This window comes from Solitalea longa (assembly GCF_002920915.1).
Taxonomy (GTDB): Bacteria; Bacteroidota; Bacteroidia; order Sphingobacteriales; family Sphingobacteriaceae; genus Solitalea; species Solitalea longa.
Map to the genome: position 1 here is coordinate 284,830 of NZ_PQVF01000005.1, position 19,038 is coordinate 303,867.

A 19,038-nucleotide genomic window follows, 5' to 3' on the forward strand; every position below is an offset into this window, starting at 1 on the left:
ACGTTCAAATTACTGCGTATGGAAAGACTCTCCCCAAGGCAAATTCAGCATTTGTATGCCAGAGCCGGCTTCGGAATTTCCTATAATGAGCTTCAAAAGCTTAACAACAAACCCTTGGTAAAAATTGTAAAAGACCTGTTCGAACAATCGAATGATTATTCCTCTATCGATTTAAACTTTTCATTGGAAGATGTTCAGGGAAAAGAAATGATGAGTGAAGAAAACCGAAAGGAGCTCCGTAAATTCTTTAAGCAATCTACCGAAAACCTGAATACCCGTTGGATGCAGCAAATGAGTATTAGCAATGCGCAGTTGAGGGAAAAGGCAACCTTGTTTTGGCACGGTCATTTTGCCTGCAGAAGTTTCAACCCTATCCACAATCAACAGCTTAATAATATAATGCGCAACCTGGCATTGGGCAACTTTAAGGAATTGCTGATCGCTGTTTCTAAATCACCGGCCATGCTGTCCTTCCTAAACAACCAGCAAAACCGTAAAAACAGTCCAAATGAAAATTTTGCACGAGAACTGATGGAGCTGTTTACAATTGGCCGTGGAAACTATACCGAAAACGATGTAAAAGAATCAGCCCGTGCCTTTACCGGATGGGGGTTCACTCCATTTACTACTGATTTTGTTTTCAGAACCAAGCAACATGATTTTGGCAGCAAATCCTTCATGGGACAAACCGGAAACTTTAATGGAGAAGATATTATTGAGATCATTTTAAAACGCAAAGAAACCGCCCTATTTATCTGTCGCAAGTTTTATAAATTCTTTGTAAATGAAACAGTAAATGAACAGCACATAAAGCAGCTTGCCGACCATTTTTATGAGTCAAACTATAATATTGGCAGCACCTTGTTTTTAATGTTTACAGCCGATTGGTTTTATGCTTCCGAAAATATTGGGGTGAATATTAAATCGCCGGTCGAATTTATTGTTGGTTTGAACCGACAGTTTTATATAAGTTATGAGAGCACCGATATGTTATTGTTCTTGCAAAAGGCTCTAGGTCAGGTGCTTTTTTATCCACCTAATGTAAGCGGCTGGCCAGGTGGCAAAAACTGGATAGATAGCTCAACCCTCATGTATCGGCTAAAAACCCCCTCTGTAATATTAAATAGTGGCATTATAGAAATTGCTGGGAAAGCTGATCCGGAAGAAGAGGCTGAAATAGCCCTGATGAAAAATCAGAGCCCACAAATACAGCGTAAAATAAAAGCCGTTGCTGATTGGGACCATTTTCTCCAGGATCTTCCTCAAAGCATTAGTCGGGAACAATTAATTGATTACTTTTTAGCTCCCGACCTCAATAAGCGTAAGTACGCTCTTCTGTCCGAATTATCAGAATCAACTGTAAAAGAACTCATTGTTCAACTGGTTTCGATGCCCGAATATCAACTTTGCTAAATCATTTATTAAATGAAAAGAAGAGATTTTATACGAAATACGGCTTTAGCATCCGGTGCTTTAATGATTCCATCATTCTTAAAACCTCTTGAATTAATGGCTGCGGGCAATTTGGGATTCAAACGGTTGGTGATCATACAGCTATCTGGAGGAAATGATGGCCTTAATACCATTGTTCCATTTGGGGACGATAGTTATTATAAAAAACGCCCCTCTTTAAGTGTTGGTGCAAGTGAAATCATAAAATTGACGGACATGCAAGGTTTTAACCCTGATATGGCATCGCTTAAAGAAATCTATGACCAGGGCTGGATGAGTATCGTTAATGGCGTTGGATACCCAAACCCGGACCGGTCACATTTTCGCTCAATGGACATTTGGCAAACCGCCAGCTCCTCAAACGAGTATCTCTCAAACGGATGGATCGGCCGATATCTTGATTCAAACTGTTCGGATTGTAGCAGTCCACACACCGCCATTGAGGTAGACGATTCATTATCCCTGGCGTTGAAAGGTGTTGCTCATAAAGGATTGGCGGTAAAAAACAGTCAGCAATTATACCGGACAACGCGCGAGCCGTTCTTTAGGCTCGAAGCCGATAATGCTAAACAGAACATGCTTTCAGAAGACAATCTGGGCTATCTATACAAAACAATGATTGAGACCTGTTCCTCAGCAAAATATATAAATGATACAGCTAAAATCTATAAAAACACTGCGTTTTATCCTATCTCTGCCTTTGCCAATGAGCTAAAAACCATTGGCACATTTATAAATTCAGGCTTGAGTACCAAAATTTATTATGTATCACTTAGTGGTTTCGATACACATATAGCCCAAAAAGGTCAGCAGAATCGGTTATTAAAAATCTATTCAGAGGCCGTGTCGGCATTTATCAAAGATTTAAAACAGGCCAATAATTTAGATGACACTTTGGTGATGACCTTTTCTGAATTTGGCAGAAGAGTAGCTCAAAATGCAAGTGGCGGAACCGACCATGGAACGGCCAATAATTTGTTCTTGTTTGGTGGTAAGCTTAAAAAAGCGGGAATTTATAATAATACTCCTGATCTTGAAGATTTGGACAATGGGGATTTAAAGTATCAGGTTGATTTCAGAGAAGTTTACGCTACTGTTTTAGATAAATGGTTGGGAGTAAAAAGTGAACCGCTATTAAATGGTCAGTTCAATACTTTGGGGATAATTTAATGCCATAAAAAAAGGGCCTTTTCGCATTGGCCCCCACCGCTTTCGCGTATCTGGATTTGTCTCGATGGCTATTTATACAGTACAACAAATGTACTGTAAATCATTGAAATAATAGAATTTATTTTAGCCTCAGGTCATCAAAGTTATCGAACAAGTCGTCCCAGTGTTCATGCAATTTATCACTAAAACGAATAGAAGAACTTGAATGATTGCTTTCAATCTCTTTATTAATTCTATTACTAGGAGGTTCGATATGAAAAATTAGTGTTGATTTTTCTTTCTCTTTTAATGATTTGAACCTCAGTCGGGCAGTTGTGGGGTTGTTTTTTACATTTCTCATGAGCGTTTTCTTTTTTTTATCAAAATAAGACTATGAAATAAACTGCCTGACAATTTTCTATTAACATTTTATTAAGGCGGTTTTCATTATAAAATTTTGACTTGGTGTATAATTTACAAACTTTCTTCTAAAAAAATTTGACATTTTGCAATTCAGATAGGAATTTAACGTCAAATTCATATCCGATCAGATAAATTAAATTATTTAACCTAACGATGAAGACAAAAGAAGTTTGTTTAGTTGCCTTTTTTACCACAATTTGTTTAAAGTCGGTAGCAATAAACCCTGACAGTACATTAACTGCAAAACAGTTACTGGATAAAGAAAGAGCCGCTGTATTAGTCAACAAAGAGCTAAAGCCAGAACCCAAAATTGAGCGCATGCTTAAATTAGGGATGTGGAAAGAAGCCTTACCATTATTAACTGCTGACAAAAATCCGGGAAATGATTTTCGGCTATTAAATGCCGAATATTATCTAATGACCAACGATTTCAAAAAAGCAGATTCTCTTGTGTCGGTGGTTCTGGATAGAAGGAAAGAAAATCCAAAAGCATTGCTGTTAAAAGCACAATTGCAAACATGGGCCTGGAAACTGGATGCCGCAGCGCAAACATGCGAACAGTTAATGCTTTTAAAAGATAAACCACTTTATGCAGAGACGATGATTCAACTGGGGCAGATTCGTTTATTGCAAAAAAGATATGATGACGCCTTAAAAATTGCTAAAGATATTGAATCTCAGTATCCTCAAAATGCCGAAGGCTGGCTACTTGAGTCAGATATACTATTCTGGAATCAGAAACCCGATTTAGCGGAAGTTCCCTTAAAAAAATCACTCGAACTCGATCCCTTCAATGCAGATGCACGGTATAACTATGGTTATGCCATATGGAGAAGAGGAGATGCTCGTCAGCTTACAAAAATGGAAGAGCAATGGCAGTTGGCTATCGATTTAAATCCATTGCATTTTAAAACACATTGGCATTGGGGTAACGGTCATACCACACAAACCTATCTTCAATATTCCGCCACAGATGATAAAGCTGTAAAAGAGGAACTTTCAAAAACGGAAGAACTTATAAAAAAACATCAGCTTAAGGACGCTATTGAGCAAACCCGAAATGTGGAGAAAAAATACCCTAATTCGGTAATACCAGCCATGGTGCGGGCCTCGGCTTATTACATGGCTTTTGACATGGAAAGAAAAATGCGATTAGATTCAGCTCAATCCATTTTTCTGCAAATACTTGCTAAAAAGAAAAACTATGGCCCGGCTCATAACGGATTAGCAGCTGTAATAAAGTCGAAACGCATTCCTTATCTTTCAAGCTATGACTCTTTAGAAACCGTACTGAAAGGGCTGAGTATTCCAAATGAGAGATCTTTCAGTGAAGTTTTTCCAGATCTGATATATTACACTGGAGAAACCGCCAAAAAATGGATCGTTAACCAACTTTACACATCTTCAGCCTATTTCCCCTTGCTTTCCAAGCAAAAACTGACCTTTGCTGTGCCTCCTTTGCATACCAGTTTGGCAACGGCTATGCATAACAGCTATTTTAACTCTGCTACTACTTTTGATAATCGCCAATGGATGGATATTCGCGGTGTGGGTAGTGGAGCAGCGGGAATTGAATATGTTGAAAGAGGGGCTTATGGAGAGAGAAATGTTTTGCTGCATGAGTTTGTTCATTTGTTTCACCTACAGGTTTTAACGGATTCCGAGAAACGCAAGATCCGTGAGCTTTACCTAAAAGCCATGGCCGAAAACCGTATGCTCGATTATTATTCGGCCAATAATGAACATGAATATTATGCGCAGGCCTACCCTGCTTATTTTGAGGCCGAAAAAGTTCATCCTTTAGATTTTAAGTCGATGTGCAACACCGCCGATCTTAAGGCAAAAGATCCAAACCTTTACCAGTTCATCGAGAGTGTGGTAAAAAAAGAAAAGTCGGCCGTTAACGGAAATACACAGGCTATGAAAAGTAATTGGGCACAGGTTTATCTCAACCTTTTCAACGAAAACGGTAAAATAGCCTTGCTCGATACCGCATTAAACTATGATAAAGATTACCTCCCCGCCCTATTGGCGTATGCGGATGCTAAATCACTGGAAGGCAATTTTGCTAGTGCTCAATCGATGATCAGCAAGGCAGAAAGCGTAAATGCTAATTATGCGCCATTATACATTTCAAAAGCCCGTTTAAGTGAAGCGCAATCCTTAAAACAAGGAAATGCATCAGCCTCCCTTCAAACTGAAAAAGATCTATACCTTAAAGCATTATCGCTTGAAACCGATCCAATGGTAAAAGCTGATCTGATTAATACTATAGAACATTTTTACGTTAAAAGTGCCTTTATAGCTGATGCCATTTTAACTGCAGAAGACTATGTTAAAACAGCTCCAGTGGTTTCAACCTATTTAAGGGATATAAAAGATGAACAAATTGCCTTTGCGGCATTGTTGCGTGCCCAACTTGGATACAATGACGCTTTAGCTGTTCTAAAAAAACAAGCAGATCAAAAGCCTCAAAATTTTGAATTGCTGGGTCAGTATACAGATGCACTAGCCGTCAATAAAAAATATGATGCTGCCATTGCAGCACTTCAATCGTCACAAAAAATATTAAATGCCGCCGGCACTCCCCGATTAGATTACACGCTGCGTATTGCCGAATACTACTATCAAAGCGGGGATGCTGATTCGGCATCTTATTTTATTGATCCGTTAATTAAAAATCAAAAAGCGATTTCAGGTTACCAAACCCGATTTATTCGCCTTTTAGCTAATTTGAATAAAATAAAAATAGCTGAAGGGTTGTTTGATGCCTTACCTATTGCTTCTGATAATTTTTCAAAAGCCGATTATTACTATACAAAAGCGAAAATTAGAGAAGGCAAAGGTGAAATGATTGAAGCGTCGGAAGAATATAAACAAGCCATTGTGTATAATCCATATCACTTTAATGCGGTTTTCGATCTGATGAAATACTATCGTGCCATGGGATATAACAAAGAGTCGAATGCCCTTTATGAAAAGTTAATGGACTTAAAAATAAAACCCGGACCAACTTTTAGATAAGCTATTTAAACTTAAAATGGCTCCCCGATTTAACGGGGAGCCATTTTTTATTCCTCATCACCTGACTTAGGTTGTTTTTCAATTTCGTCAAAGAGTTTGTTCATTTTCATCACATATTCTTGTGTGTCATCAACAAAAAACTCTAACTCAGGAATTACCCTAACCTGGTCTTTAATTCTTTTTCCAAGTTTATACCTGATCTCACTTTGCTGGGCTCGCACACCATTAATTGCTTGTTGTGCTGTTGTTGTATTTAAAAAGCTTAAATAAACCCGGGCCATTCCTAAATCAGGGGTTACCCTTACTTTAGTTACCGTTACAAAGTTATTGGGGAAAAGGCTGTTTCCTTCCTGTTGAAAAAGATCGGCTAAGTCCTTCTGAATTTGGCGGGCAAATTTCAATTGTCTTTTCGATTCCATCTTCTCAATTTCTTTATTTTAAAATCCAAATCCAAACAGACCTGGCTGTTTTTTATTAACAGTCAAAGGTAACAACCTAAAAGCATTTTCTATTGTGCTTTTACCCTATCTTTGTTTCTTATTCTATAAAATATGACTTCTTTTAAAATCAATTCAGAATATATCGAACTTATCAAGTTATTAAAAGCCAGTGGCAATGCCGAAAATGGTGGACACGCCCAAGCCCTGGTGGATGCTGGTGAAATTCGCGTTAATGGTGAAATTGAAAAACGCAAAAGAGCAAAATTAAAGCCCGGTGATAAAGTTGAAACCCCTCAGGGTATTATAAATTTAGAGTAAGTTTTCTTTCAATAATCAATTTTTAATTTTTTACGGACGATACGGCTTGTAAACTTCGCGTTGCAGCTCAGGGTTTTGCATTGATTTATAATGTACCAAAACTCTAAACATTAATTTAAATGAGTGCCATTTAAGCAAAGTCACCATTCTTACGGCCTCAAAGGGGAAAACCAGGCTATACCAGAATAAATTAATGGCACTTAGTTTTCTTTTTTTACCCATCATGGTACTAACAAAAACCCTTCGTCCATCTTTGTTTTGATCATCGATTTTAATTGAAAACGATTTATTGGGTACTTCCAGGTTGAAATGTACATTTTCATCATTCTCAATAAATGGGGAACCGTAAAGTTTTGGTGTGTCTAAATAAAAACGTTGTCCGCGTAAATTTTCCTTACCAATAAAGTAGTTCCTCTTTTCGCCCGATTTATGGTTAACCTCCACAATTGAACATAGTGGATCATTATATTCATCGAGTAAAAAGTAAAACGATACCGGATTAAATAAATACCCAAATGTGCACACATTACTTAAGAGCATAATTTGTTTATCATCCACATCAACGCCGTTTTCTTTAAAGCATTCGGTAATGTATTCCTTTAATGGAACGACTTTTTGCTCATCATCATCAGTTGAAATAATGTGGTCGGCATCTCTAAAGTTGAAGAAATTAAACCTGTTTCGACTAAAGAACCAGCGTTTTCGTGCTATTTTATCAATCTCATCTAGGTTTAAATAAAACATTAGGTTACCATAATGAAACTTGCTCTTTCGTGGCTCCAGCCGGTCGTGCATAATCAAACATTCGTACAAACAAGAATTCATAGAAGTTTTATTTAATATTTAACTTATTTTTTAATCAGGCTTTTATATTTTTGCGCTAAATATTTAAAAACTATGTTGTCAACATTAGCTGCATATCTGGCACCTGCTCAATACGTAATTCCAACGGTTATTTGCCTGGGTTTAATTCTTCCTATTTGCATTATTTTAGTTTTCGAGAAACAGCGTAAAAGCGAATTGGAAAACCCAACACACCACGAAGAAGATCATCATTAATAGTTGAAAAGGGTTGAGATAGCTATTCAGCCCTTTTCTGTTATAAAACCTTCATTTCCGGCATTTTATTTTTCTGACTGTGAAGAACTGCCTCTGAACAGCTAATAGCTGATTTGTAGGTTTCTTCATAAAGCCCATTTTTGAAATAACTACCACAGAAGAAAGTTGTTTTATCTCTGTCTTCAAATTCTGGTAATTGATTTAGTTTCGACAACTGTTCCTGCGTTTTTAGTGTTTTTAAATCAAAAAGCGGAAGTTCCATTTCAAGCGCACCCAGCACTTTTTTATTGTCTATTTTTCCTGAATCATTGATAGAAACAAAGTAATTACCGCTTAACCCGGCTTTTTCAAACCGGTTTACCCATTTAACCAGAGAAACCCTTCCTGCCTCTTCCATGCGATAATTGAAAGCTGCCCATGCACGTTTATTTATGGGCATTACACTTTCATCACTGTGTACCAAAACTTTGTTTTTCTCGTACTTAAAATTTCTTAGCAAGCTGTATTCCAAATTTGTAGCATCGTCTTCTAAAATGCGTAAAGCCTGATTGGCATGGCAGGCAAATATTATCTTATCAAATTTTTCAACCGAACCATCTTCAAAAAACAACACAACAATCATCCGTCCATATTCAAGTTGTCGTTTTACAAAACGTACTTTTTTATTCTTTTTTAGGTTGGGAAAATCCAGCTTTTGAGTGAGCAATGTCCAATTCTCCGGTGTCAACCAATTATTCCTGCTGTTTTGATCAGAGCCGATAAGTTTTCTTAAATACTGAATAGTTAATATGGCCGGGAAATCGGCTGCTTTATGAAAGGGAACGGCCCAAATAATAGCGCTGATAGGGATTAAATAATTGTTCAGCAACCCGGCACTTAGCCCTTTTTCCCTAGCGTATTGCTTTAGTGTATGATTACTATAATTTACTTCATTTATGTCAGAAAGACAATTATTGTGGAAACGTTTTATGTGGAAATAAAGCTGGAGTTGCTTGCCATCGAAAACTCTTTTTGGTTGTGCAAAAAAGGCGTTGATATTTTCTTCTCCATACTCCAAACCAAAGCGTTGCTGTTGTATTCCAAATGATACTGAGGCCGGTTTTAGCGGTATCTGTAACTTATTAAACAACTGAATAATGTTACTATCGACAGTTTCATTAATTGCATTGAAAGTAACATCAACTGTTAACTGATCCTGATGCTTATTAATTGAGAATGTTTTGGTTTGACCAAAAGACTGATCCTTTTCTTCAAATATTGTAATATCAAAATGCTCTTTAAGATGGTACGCTGCTCCCAATCCGGCCAAGCCAGATCCAATGATTGCTACTTTTTTCTTCATATAAGTGCCATTACTGATGATTTAATGACACACTAAAAGTAGTCCAAATAAAATCAAATAGCCCTGACACAGTGCATTTTACGTATAAATACGCATCCGTTTTTAACTCTTTTTTTCTTTCCTTTATTTAGAAATTGCCCCCAATAATCCTGATTATTGGGGTAAAATGGCCGTCGCTTCAATTTCCACTAGCAGTAGTGGATCTATCAGCGATTTAATTTCAATCATAGAGGTGGCTGGTTTTATATCTTTAAAAAATTCGGCATGAGCTTTCCCTATTGCTTCCCATTGTTCAATATTTGTTACATACATTCGGGTGCGAACAACATCACACATAGAAGCTCCTGCCTTTTCGAGCGTCTCACTTATTTTATGTAAAATGGTTTTAGTCTGAAGATAAAAATTATTGATGCCCACAATTTTTCCGTCAACTATAGCCGTTGTTCCCGAAACTTCGATAATGTTTCCAATCTTAACTGCACGGCTGTAGCCCACAATATCTTCCCATTTGGCACCTGAACTAATGTTTTCTCTTTTCATTGTATTTGTTTTTTTATTGATAACAGGTAAAAATAAAAATCCCGCTCGTGGCGGGATCGTTTTAATAATTTAAGCGGTAGTTTTTCTAAGTTGAATAATTCTAATCCAATGTAATACTATCATCACAGGATAAACCGGATCGAATTCCCACCATTTTTTAGCAAAATTCGGGCTGTTTGGATATTTATGATGGTTGTTTTGAAACAGCTCACCAAGCATTAAAAACTCAATTGGAGTGGTATTTTTTGATTTATCACCATTATCATAGTTTGAGTATCCATATTTGTGACCACACCAGTTAACTACAGCTCCGTGAATGGGTCCCATTAACCAATGAATAGGTAATAACAAAAAGAAAAAGGGAGAATAGCCTAAGCCAAAAATAAAATAGGCATATATAGCCACGTAAATTATCCCAATTGAACTTCGGGTTATTATCGAATCACCCACCTTATCCAGCCATCTCCACTCAGGATAGTTTCCTTTAAACTCATTTTCCGGTTCTTTTAACCTGGTTACATATGCATTATAAATACGACGGGTTTCCAGCATCATCGACCAAACGTCATCAAAAAAATGGGGTGAATGAGGATCCTTCTCAGTATCGGAATATGCATGATGCATGCGGTGCATTATGGCATAAGCACGTGGATTCAAGAACGATGATCCCTGAAACAAAAATGTAAGGAAATAAAATGTACGCTCCCAAAATTTACTGGTACTAAACATTTTATGCGACGCGTAACGATGTAAGAAAAAGGTTTGAAAAAAAAGTGACAAAAACCAATGACACAAAAAGAAAATTAAAATGGGCACAGTTTAATAGTTAAAAGAGTTAATAAGCCTATTGATTAAAATGTTATGCAAGCATAATTTACATAAAACAGTAATGGCCTTTTTATCAGTTAAACTTAACTTTTAAAAAGGCCACTATTGCGTTGTATCTGTAAAAAAAGAACTTCAAAGTTAGCTAAGCCATTGATAATTACTTAAGAACAGTAATAAATTAGCCTAGAAAATTCGCAGGCAAAAATAAATAAATGATTCGACTAAAGAGTTAAGTTTTTGTTGTTCTTGTAAATTAAGCGAAACCCAGTTTTAATACCTTAATCTTAACTACCTAAACCAACTGCATAGAAAGGTCACTGTCTTCACTAAAATTTTCTAAAATTTAAAAAAAGACAATAATATACCTTAGTTGTTAATATTAAATCAATTAAAACTGGTTTTCGTTTCTAAATTAATAATGAATATATTGGGCTTTGGAATTCAAATTGGATTTCAACAAAAGCTTTAATATGACTACAAATTCATTTAAACAAAAATTGACAAATCTATTCGTTAAAGAAGAGGATATTCCTGAAGAGTTTCGGATTGAGGAACTTCACCAACAGGAATATCTGATCAATGGCGAAATGAGAAAATGGAACGGCCCTGTTACTGAGGTTTATTCTCCGATCCTGGTTCAAACAAATGAAGGTCCTAAACGAAAACTAATCGGAACTTACCCGATTGGAACTGAAAAAGAAGCTAATGAGGCATTGGAGGCAGCACTTGCCGCTTATGACAACGGCCGCGGCGAATGGCCTACCATGAGTGTTAGCAATCGGATTGAATGTTTGGAGCGCTTTGTTTATAAAATGGGCGAACAGCGTGATACAGTTATTAAACTGATCATGTGGGAAATTGGAAAGTCTTATGCCGATTCTGTGAAAGAATTCGATCGAACGGTTGAATATATTAACAATACGATTGATGCATTAAAAGATCTTGATCGTGAGTCTTCACGATTTTCGATAGAAGAAGGTGTAATTGCACAAATCAGACGTTCGCCTTTAGGTGTAGTTTTATGTATGGGACCTTTTAACTATCCTTTAAATGAGACCTTCACCACGCTTATTCCGGCCATTATTATGGGCAACACACTTTTGTTCAAGCCACCAAAACATGGTACGCTTGTTCATTATCCATTATTGAAAGCGTTCCAGGAATCGTTCCCTAAAGGTGTGGTAAATACTGTTTACGGTCGTGGCGCTGACGTTACTCCGGGATTAATGAAAAGCGGAAAGATCAACGTATTGGCGTTTATCGGGTCGAGTAAGGTTGCCAATGATTTGAAAAAGAATCACCCTAAACTAAATCGTTTACGGGCCATCTTAAGCTTAGACGCGAAAAACGCTTCCATCATTACTAAAAACGCCGACTTAAGCCTGGCTGTAAACGAAAGTATTCTGGGAAGCTTGTCGTACAACGGTCAACGATGCACAGCAATAAAAATTTTGTTTGTACATAAAAGCATCGTTGATGCATTTATAGCTAAACTTAACGAAACAATTGCCGGCCTTAAATACGGATTGCCATGGGAGAAGGGCGTTATGCTTACCCCTGTTGCAGAACCAGGTAAACCAGCTTATTTAACCGAATGTATAAATGATGCAATTGCCAACGGCGCGCAGGTAATGAACGAAAACGGTGGTACTGTAGCCGAATCATTTGTTTATCCGGCGGTAGTTTATCCGGTTAATAATAAAATGAAGCTTTATCGGGAAGAGCAATTCGGACCTATAATTCCAATTGTTCCATTTGAAAGCTTAGACGAGCCTATTAACTATTTAATTGAATCGCCACATGGACAACAGGTGAGCGTGTTTACCACCGATCCGGGAGAAACGGCTCATTTAATCGATCCATTGGTAAACCTGGTAAGCAGGGTAAATATTAACAGCCAATGTCAGCGTGGACCCGATGTATTTCCTTTTACCGGAAGAAAAGACAGCGCCGAAGGAACCTTATCGGTTGTGGATGCATTGCGGTCATTTTCTATCCGTTCATTGGTTGCCTCAAAAATGAATGATGTTAATAAAGAGTTGATCAATTCGGTTGTTAAAGGTCACGAATCCAACTTTTTAAGCACCAACTATATTTTCTAAAAATGACAAAGGCAGATGTTTTAGCATTTGCCTCTGTTTATTATACTTATACAAAAAGCTCAGCAATGATTGCTGAGCTTTTTGTATTTCAACTACTTTCTGTACATGATATTTGCAGGAGAACGTTGATGTATGGGTTAGTTTGCCATATAATTCATATGTGGCTTTACGTAGCGGTAAAATAGCAACCATAAATTGCCCATATTTTAGAGAGGGAACAGACCAAGAGGATATTTCAGCTGCTTCACTGAACTCGGGCAAAACAAGTGACAAACCATTGGAACATCCACCGGAGGTCCGCTCAACAATTGGAATAAACTGCATGTAATGACTTCCAATTTGTTTTAAGAATCGATAAACCTTTATCGGCTCCCACTGCATTTACATTGTTAACCACCGTAAGTGTATTAAATTCAACCTTGTGCCTTAGTAAAAGTTCAATGCCTTTTAACACTTTGCCAAAGGTTCCATGGGCACCCCTGTTTAATCTGTATTTATTATGAATTTCTTCAGCTCCATCGATGGATATCTGATGAGAAAATTATTCTCTTTGAAAAATGAACACCATTCAGCATTTAAAAGAAAGCCATTGGTTTGAAACGAATTATGAATCACTCTACCACTTCTGTATTTTTTCTGAAATGAAAGTGCTTTTTGAAATAGTCAATTCCCAATAGTGTGGGTTCGCCCCCCTGCCAAACAAAATGGTTGTATTTCCTCACAAATGTTTCCAGAGTGGTTTCGTTCATAACGAAATTGTTGTTTCCCGGATACATCTTCTCTTTTTCAAGGTAATAGCAATAGGTACAATCAAGGTTGCAAACCGGCCCCGTAGGTTTGGTCAACAAATTAAATGGAGGAATTGAATTCATTATTAGATGTGTATATTACCGGTAATCTAAAAAGCAGATGGTAGATAAAATATGATATTTGTCCCATTTGTTAGGTTATCTAGCTGGAAAAGGTGATTTTGAACTGTCGATCTCTATAAATTGTTGATAAGATCCCTTTCTTAGCTATTCTTTGGAATTTCCTCTTAATAAAGGTGGTACAAAAAGGGTACAGTGTTTATATAATTGCTACTTTCTAAGAAATAAAAAAGCCTTCTATTAATATATAGAAAGCTCATTTTACGTCGGGATGGCCGGATTTGAACCGACGGCCTCCAGCACCCCATGCTGGCGCGATACCGCCTTTTATGTTAATTAATTAGTTAATTTTCAACCTGTTTGCTGTATAAAGCATTTCTTGAAGGTACACTAAAAGGTACACTTATATTATAAGTCTGAAGTTTTTATCCAAAGGTAATTCAAAAAACAGTTTATAAGAGGAGTAAAAAAGTTCTGTCCTAACTTAACATTTCAACTATAGAGAAAGGAAGAAAACCTATATGTCCATGGATAGGATCATCAACTCCAATCATGCTTTCTGTATCGCTATTAACATCGATCTTCATAATTCTTTTTTCGCTCTTATCAACGATATAAACGTCAACAATATGTAGTTTATCTATGAATTCAGAATAGATGAAATAACCAAGTTCTCCGATTTTATTTCCTTCAAAAAATTTAAACGGTTTCAAACCTTTTCGCGGATTCACAACATAACCAGTATAATAAAACTCAGAGTCAGTATGTTCCAGGATAGAAAAAATTTTTTCCTTTTTTTGGGGTTTAATCGTTGTCTTCTCAGATTTCTCGGAAGGACTAAATATTAAAGAAACCAATATTATTAGAAAGAAAATTAAAATTGTAATAAAGAAATAATCCATGCTGCTTTAATTAAGTAATTTCTGCCAACGATAAACATTTTAAAAAGTAAACCAAAATGAAGAAAGATGACCATTGTACGGTTTTCTCTGACATTCATCATTCCAATGTAGTAATTGCATGTAAAAGGCTATGTCAAACTAATTGGAAATTCTTCTGCTATAATTTGTTCAACAGTTGTCACCTCTTTAGTATCCATTCTTGCTAAAATTGCTACTGTTTCCCTATACTCCATTGCTTCTGGAGGCATTATAAATTCTGTTTGCAAGCCGTTTAATGCATCCCATGGAGAGTACACCAAAAGGTACTCTACAAAATTGACGATTTCTTGGTTATTGTCGGATTTCATTTAAAGTTAGATGCATCGCATAATCAATTATTTCAAGTATTGGGTTTTTTGATATATCAAAATTTTTGGGATCAATTTCAATTGACCCAATCTGTGGGCCAATATATTCTGTTAAAGAAAGGTCATAACTCTTTTTAAAAGTACTTTTTCTATAATTACTAGGCCCCATTGAAATCGTATATAATCCAATGGTCTCGTTAATATATCTATCATTGGGACCTATTTTATGAAGATAATTCAATGACAATTTTGAAAGATCTTGTTCTAACGTTAAAGTATTATATTGTTTAAATTTTGCATCAAAGATGAAAAACTTTGACTTTCCATTGTTTTCAAATTCAATTAAAAAATCAGGTCTATATTTTAGATTTCCTCTTGAATATTGCTGAAAACAAACCGGCAATGATTCGTAGTGTAGCCTAATTAAAATGCTGTCTTTTTTAAGCTCATATTCCCCAGAAAGTTTATTATCTGGAGAAATATTTGTGCTTTTTCTTGTAAAGCTTGATGCGGTTTTCCTTTCTAAAATATCTTTCAATAAATAAAAGCAATAGACTTCAAACAATTTATCAAATGATTCTATTTCAAGACTAAGATCATCTTTCTCTATATCAACAGAAAAGATATTTTGAGTATAAAGGATTAAGTCATAAACATTCTTATAGTGTTCTTTCGAAAGAAAGTTATGATTTGAGTTGTTTAACTTTGATATTGGGTGAGAAACAGGTACGTGCCTAATAAAAAAAAGATTTATTTTATCAATTTCTTGATCAATCTGATGTATGTATGTTTTAAATAGATCTAAGAAGCAATTAATTAAATAGTCTTTAAAATTAACAACTCTAGTTCTTAAGGCCTTCTCATTATTAAAATAGAGTTCTTTTTCTTTTACTAAAAGCGATAGATTCTTTAAGAATCCATGAATTACTCTATTTTCATAGGAATCAGTAGAAGAAATAGGATTGTCAATCAATATTGATTCTACAATGTAATAAGAATTATTTATTTCAATTGCCTCATCATGTTTATGAAAGTTTGTTCGTGACAATGTATTTAAATTGTCAACAATATAATTCAGTGAAATATCTGATAGTTCCAGATCCTTATTGAAACTAACCAAATTCTGTTCATTGTGATACCGTTTTATAGAGTTTGTTTTGAATTTGTTAATTTCTTCGCTCCAAACCTTTAGTCTTCTTAGAAGTTCTCGTAATGCTTCAATTAAAGAATTTTGAATGTTACTTGAGTTTCCTGTGACAGAAACTTTATAGAGAATTTGATTATCAAAATAATTATTACTTATTAAATAAGTCGTTACCAAATAAAAATTGTCATAAGTGATTTTTGAAGAAGAAATTTGTACCTTACCTTCTACCAATGCTTCACCTGTAGAGTTTAATAAAACTTCTAATTTGGCAATCCCAATCTCATTGATAAAAATTCTAGAGAATCTTCTATTACCCAAACTTGTCTTATAAAAGACTTTTGAAATATGCGCATTATTATTTCCTGGAAGAATGTTAGAAATAAACTCTAAATCTAAATAATAAAAATACTGACCATTTATTTCTATCGGTTCTGAAAAATTGAATATTGTATTACCAATAAATAATTTTAGGTCTTGTGTTTTAAAATAAGTATCTGTAACGAATTCAATATCTATATAATCAAACTCATTAACTTGAATAGTTAATGAGTTATCTTGAAGCAAAGTAAATTCCTTTAGTTCGTTCTCAGAGGAAACTCTTAAGATGATTTTTTCAGAATCCATTAAAAAAATGAGTAGGTTTTAAAATCATTGCCTTTTAAAAGAATGTTGTCAATTTCATCAGCACATTTAAACAATGATTTGTCTAGACATATATCTTTTAGTTTTGACAATCTTTGCTTAAACCCTTCTCCTTGACCGTTTATTAAAGGGATGATATTTTGCAAGATTGCATAATCTAATGCCAGAAATTGATTTTCTTGATACTGATTAAAAATATTTCTCGTAGTAGTACAATAACGGCCTATCGATTTTAACTTTCTTGGACTTATTGGAATTTGACTTCCAAGTTTATAATTCTTTTCCATGAAAAGATCTTTAATCTCATTCATTACTCTTTTCTCAGATTGATTTAATGAGAATTCATCAGGTAAAAAAATCGATTTTAGATGTTCGTAGTTTAAAGATGTATTCTCCTCTGTTTCGTCGTCTCCTTTTTTTACTTCAATTGAGTCAAAATATTTATAATCTATATTCAATATAGTTGCTCGATCAATTAAACGAGGTGATAACATTTCTGTCGTATGATCATTATTAACAGTAAGGATAAACCTTAGTCCATCAGGCAGAAATAGCTTACCATCTTTAAATTCATTACTTTGAATATATCTGCCTGTTTCTTTATCACATAACCCAATAAAATCAGACCAATAATGCTCAATTGGACTTAAATTAGCTTCATCTAAAATAACATGAGTTGGAAATCGTTCAAGTAAGTTTTTATCATTGTTATTAAGGCTTTTAAGCAGCTTTACAAATCCGTAATCATCGTATTGATATGTTCCTTTTAATGGATTATAGTAACCCAAAATGTTCTTTTTAGAACTCCATCCTCTACCTACGGGAATTTCAATGGCAAAATCTCTTGCACAAAAATAGTTTGCAAGTAAATTTGCTAAAGAGGTTTTTCCCACTCCGGGTAAACCAGAAAAAATCGTTAGGAAGTTTTGGTTAACACTAGTTAGTATATTAGCAATTTCTATTTCATTTAAACCTCTTCCATTCCTTTCTAAAAATTGCTTTAGATCAATAATAATTTCATTAATATCAGCTACATTTTTAAAGCTATATTTTTGTAAAACGATTGACTCCTTGTTGTCTCTCTCTTCTTCAGGATAAACACCACTAAGAGCTTTAACATAAGGCATTAATTCAACAATTTTTTTGTGTGAACCTTTATTCGCTTCTTCAATATAAGCATTCCGAAGCTCCTCAAGCTCAGCAGTAACTTTTTCCTTATCCTGCTTTAATCTATTGACAAATCCAAACAAAACATCGTACTCCTTGTTTAGATCCTCATAATTTTCAATCCGCTCTAGTTCCTTGATTTTTTCTGAAATCGAATTTTCAACTTTTGTTAATTCTTCAGATTTAGATTTTAAATAATCTTTATCATCCTTTAATTTTATAATTTCAGATTCAATTCCCTTCTTCTCTTCTATTAATTCTTCAACTTCTTTATGTAATTCGATTTGATTTTGTTTTGCAGTAGTTTTAAGCTCTTCCTCTATATCTTGTAGAAGTTTATTTTTATTATTCTTTATAAATTGATCTATTTTATCTTGCCCTTCTTCTGTATTAAAATATTTATTGACTAAAAAAGAATCAATAAAATTAACCCACCGAACACTTTTGTCATTTAAACCCACAAAGCGCTTAAATCTTAGTTCGTCTATTCGACCACTGGTAATAACTATCTCATTAGAATCAATTTTGGGAAATTGCTTTGGGAATGCTTTAGGAATGTAAGTTTCTGCCCAAGTAATAATAGAGGTATCCGTTTCCGTTAATAAAATATCTTCTGGATCAATTTTGGAAACAATGAAATCAATTTGACTTATATATTCCTCCATTCCATTCAGGCCGTACGAATTTTTAACAATGAATTCAGATAGTTTATTACTGCTAAATTTAAAAACTACTTGAGCTAAATTTTCGTCAATTGAAAGATCTGTTGTATTTAATGGTTCTATTTTATATTTAACCCAATTAGTCTCTTCAGTAGTGTTACTTTCTAAAATAGAAATTGGGCCATAAATTGATTCATTATCTTCCACAAAAACATATTTGTGATTCTTATAAGGCAAAAATATTCCATCCTTAAGAACATCTTCAATGTTTGATTGAATCAACATTGGAAGTTTTTTTAATGTGGAAGTATTCCCATTTTTAGTCTGATATTTACAGCTACTAGGTGAAAACTCTTGGTAGTTTCCTGTTTCTTCAATTTCAATAATGAAAAACTCTTTATCGTCAAAATCTTGCGAAATTTGATAGAATTCCTTGTGAACAATCACCGTCCCTGTATTTGCATAGATATCTTTGGCAATGTCTGCATTACCAACTAATTCAAAATGATTGTTAGAGTTAAAATGGTAAACCGGTTTAATAAAGCCAGTTTCTTCATTTTTTCGGTTGCTTTTTCTTGCAATTATTTTATTCATTATTATTAAAAAGAAAGGTGTGTTTACAAAA

General features: G+C 34.9%; 18 protein-coding genes. 6 read left to right on the top strand and 12 right to left on the bottom strand.

Annotation, left to right across the window (positions count from 1 at the left end; translation table 11 throughout):
• Nucleotides 1-18: 18 nt before the first annotated feature.
• Nucleotides 19-1,413 (top strand): DUF1800 domain-containing protein, encoded by a 1,395-nt coding sequence (locus C3K47_RS08690; RefSeq protein WP_103788733.1) that lies wholly within the window; start codon nucleotides 19-21, stop codon nucleotides 1,411-1,413.
• Nucleotides 1,414-1,425: 12 nt separating this feature from the next.
• The gene (locus C3K47_RS08695) at nucleotides 1,426-2,622 is read left to right on the top strand and encodes a DUF1501 domain-containing protein (protein WP_103788734.1); all 1,197 of its coding nucleotides are present in this window, start codon (nucleotides 1,426-1,428) and stop codon (nucleotides 2,620-2,622) included.
• A 118-nt stretch (nucleotides 2,623-2,740) separates the two neighbouring features.
• Here the strand turns inward: C3K47_RS08695 and C3K47_RS08700 are convergent, their stop codons facing one another.
• Nucleotides 2,741-2,962: a hypothetical protein gene (locus C3K47_RS08700; RefSeq protein WP_103788735.1), complete on the bottom strand. Its 222-nt coding sequence runs from the start codon at nucleotides 2,960-2,962 to the stop codon at nucleotides 2,741-2,743.
• 215 nt (nucleotides 2,963-3,177) lie between these two features.
• Here C3K47_RS08700 and C3K47_RS08705 point away from each other — a divergent pair, with 215 nt between their 5' ends.
• The gene (locus C3K47_RS08705) at nucleotides 3,178-6,048 is read left to right on the top strand and encodes a tetratricopeptide repeat protein (protein ID WP_103788736.1); all 2,871 of its coding nucleotides are present in this window, start codon (nucleotides 3,178-3,180) and stop codon (nucleotides 6,046-6,048) included.
• A 47-nt stretch (nucleotides 6,049-6,095) separates the two neighbouring features.
• On the opposite strand, the gene rbfA is transcribed toward C3K47_RS08705, so the two are convergent.
• Nucleotides 6,096-6,467, bottom strand: a complete 372-nt coding sequence (gene rbfA / locus C3K47_RS08710) for a 30S ribosome-binding factor RbfA (protein ID WP_103788737.1) — start codon at nucleotides 6,465-6,467, stop codon at nucleotides 6,096-6,098.
• A gap of 132 nt (nucleotides 6,468-6,599) precedes the next feature.
• Here rbfA and C3K47_RS08715 point away from each other — a divergent pair, with 132 nt between their 5' ends.
• Nucleotides 6,600-6,806 carry an RNA-binding S4 domain-containing protein gene (locus C3K47_RS08715; protein WP_103788738.1) on the top strand — a complete coding sequence of 69 codons (207 nt, stop codon included), beginning with the start codon at nucleotides 6,600-6,602 and terminating at the stop codon, nucleotides 6,804-6,806.
• 30 nt (nucleotides 6,807-6,836) lie between these two features.
• Here C3K47_RS08715 and C3K47_RS08720 read toward each other — a convergent pair whose 3' ends face one another.
• A complete protein-coding gene (locus C3K47_RS08720; protein ID WP_103788739.1) occupies nucleotides 6,837-7,631 on the bottom strand; it encodes a DUF1365 family protein in 795 nt (264 codons plus the stop codon).
• A 72-nt stretch (nucleotides 7,632-7,703) separates the two neighbouring features.
• Here C3K47_RS08720 and C3K47_RS19480 point away from each other — a divergent pair, with 72 nt between their 5' ends.
• Nucleotides 7,704-7,865, top strand: a complete 162-nt coding sequence (locus C3K47_RS19480; RefSeq protein ID WP_165784658.1) for a hypothetical protein — start codon at nucleotides 7,704-7,706, stop codon at nucleotides 7,863-7,865.
• A 40-nt stretch (nucleotides 7,866-7,905) separates the two neighbouring features.
• Here the strand turns inward: C3K47_RS19480 and C3K47_RS08725 are convergent, their stop codons facing one another.
• The 3 genes from C3K47_RS08725 to C3K47_RS08735 all read right to left on the bottom strand — a co-directional run bounded on the left by C3K47_RS08725 (nucleotide 7,906) and on the right by C3K47_RS08735 (nucleotide 10,563).
• Entirely contained in the window at nucleotides 7,906-9,207 is a 1,302-nt protein-coding gene (locus C3K47_RS08725) for an NAD(P)-binding protein (RefSeq protein WP_103788740.1), read from the bottom strand.
• Between the two features lie 153 nt (nucleotides 9,208-9,360).
• Entirely contained in the window at nucleotides 9,361-9,747 is a 387-nt protein-coding gene (locus tag C3K47_RS08730) for a RidA family protein (protein ID WP_103788741.1), read from the bottom strand.
• A gap of 69 nt (nucleotides 9,748-9,816) precedes the next feature.
• On the bottom strand, nucleotides 9,817-10,563 hold the full coding sequence (locus tag C3K47_RS08735; RefSeq protein WP_103788742.1) for an acyl-CoA desaturase: 747 nt from the start codon (nucleotides 10,561-10,563) through the stop codon (nucleotides 9,817-9,819).
• A gap of 482 nt (nucleotides 10,564-11,045) precedes the next feature.
• On the opposite strand from C3K47_RS08735, the gene C3K47_RS08740 reads away from it, so the two are divergent.
• Complete coding sequence (locus C3K47_RS08740) at nucleotides 11,046-12,677, top strand: NADP-dependent glyceraldehyde-3-phosphate dehydrogenase (RefSeq protein ID WP_103788743.1); 1,632 nt, start codon at nucleotides 11,046-11,048, stop codon at nucleotides 12,675-12,677.
• On the opposite strand, the gene C3K47_RS08745 is transcribed toward C3K47_RS08740, so the two are convergent.
• The 6 genes from C3K47_RS08745 to C3K47_RS08770 form a co-directional block, all read right to left on the bottom strand.
• The gene (locus C3K47_RS08745; RefSeq protein WP_133159353.1) at nucleotides 12,654-13,001 is read right to left on the bottom strand and encodes a hypothetical protein; all 348 of its coding nucleotides are present in this window, start codon (nucleotides 12,999-13,001) and stop codon (nucleotides 12,654-12,656) included. The two genes, C3K47_RS08740 and C3K47_RS08745, sit on opposite strands and share 24 nt — an antisense overlap.
• A gap of 287 nt (nucleotides 13,002-13,288) precedes the next feature.
• Entirely contained in the window at nucleotides 13,289-13,549 is a 261-nt protein-coding gene (locus C3K47_RS08750) for a hypothetical protein (protein WP_103788745.1), read from the bottom strand.
• A gap of 476 nt (nucleotides 13,550-14,025) precedes the next feature.
• Nucleotides 14,026-14,448 carry a hypothetical protein gene (locus C3K47_RS08755; protein WP_103788746.1) on the bottom strand — a complete coding sequence of 141 codons (423 nt, stop codon included), beginning with the start codon at nucleotides 14,446-14,448 and terminating at the stop codon, nucleotides 14,026-14,028.
• A gap of 128 nt (nucleotides 14,449-14,576) precedes the next feature.
• Nucleotides 14,577-14,795: a hypothetical protein gene (locus C3K47_RS08760; protein ID WP_103788747.1), complete on the bottom strand. Its 219-nt coding sequence runs from the start codon at nucleotides 14,793-14,795 to the stop codon at nucleotides 14,577-14,579.
• Nucleotides 14,779-16,566, bottom strand: coding sequence for a hypothetical protein (locus tag C3K47_RS08765; protein WP_103788748.1), 1,788 nt, complete (start codon nucleotides 16,564-16,566; stop codon nucleotides 14,779-14,781). The genes C3K47_RS08760 and C3K47_RS08765 overlap by 17 nt, the downstream gene beginning before the upstream one ends.
• Nucleotides 16,566-19,007, bottom strand: a complete 2,442-nt coding sequence (locus tag C3K47_RS08770) for a hypothetical protein (RefSeq protein ID WP_103788749.1) — start codon at nucleotides 19,005-19,007, stop codon at nucleotides 16,566-16,568. Before C3K47_RS08770 ends, C3K47_RS08765 begins: the two co-directional genes overlap by 1 nt.
• Between the last annotated feature and the right edge of the window lie 31 nt (nucleotides 19,008-19,038).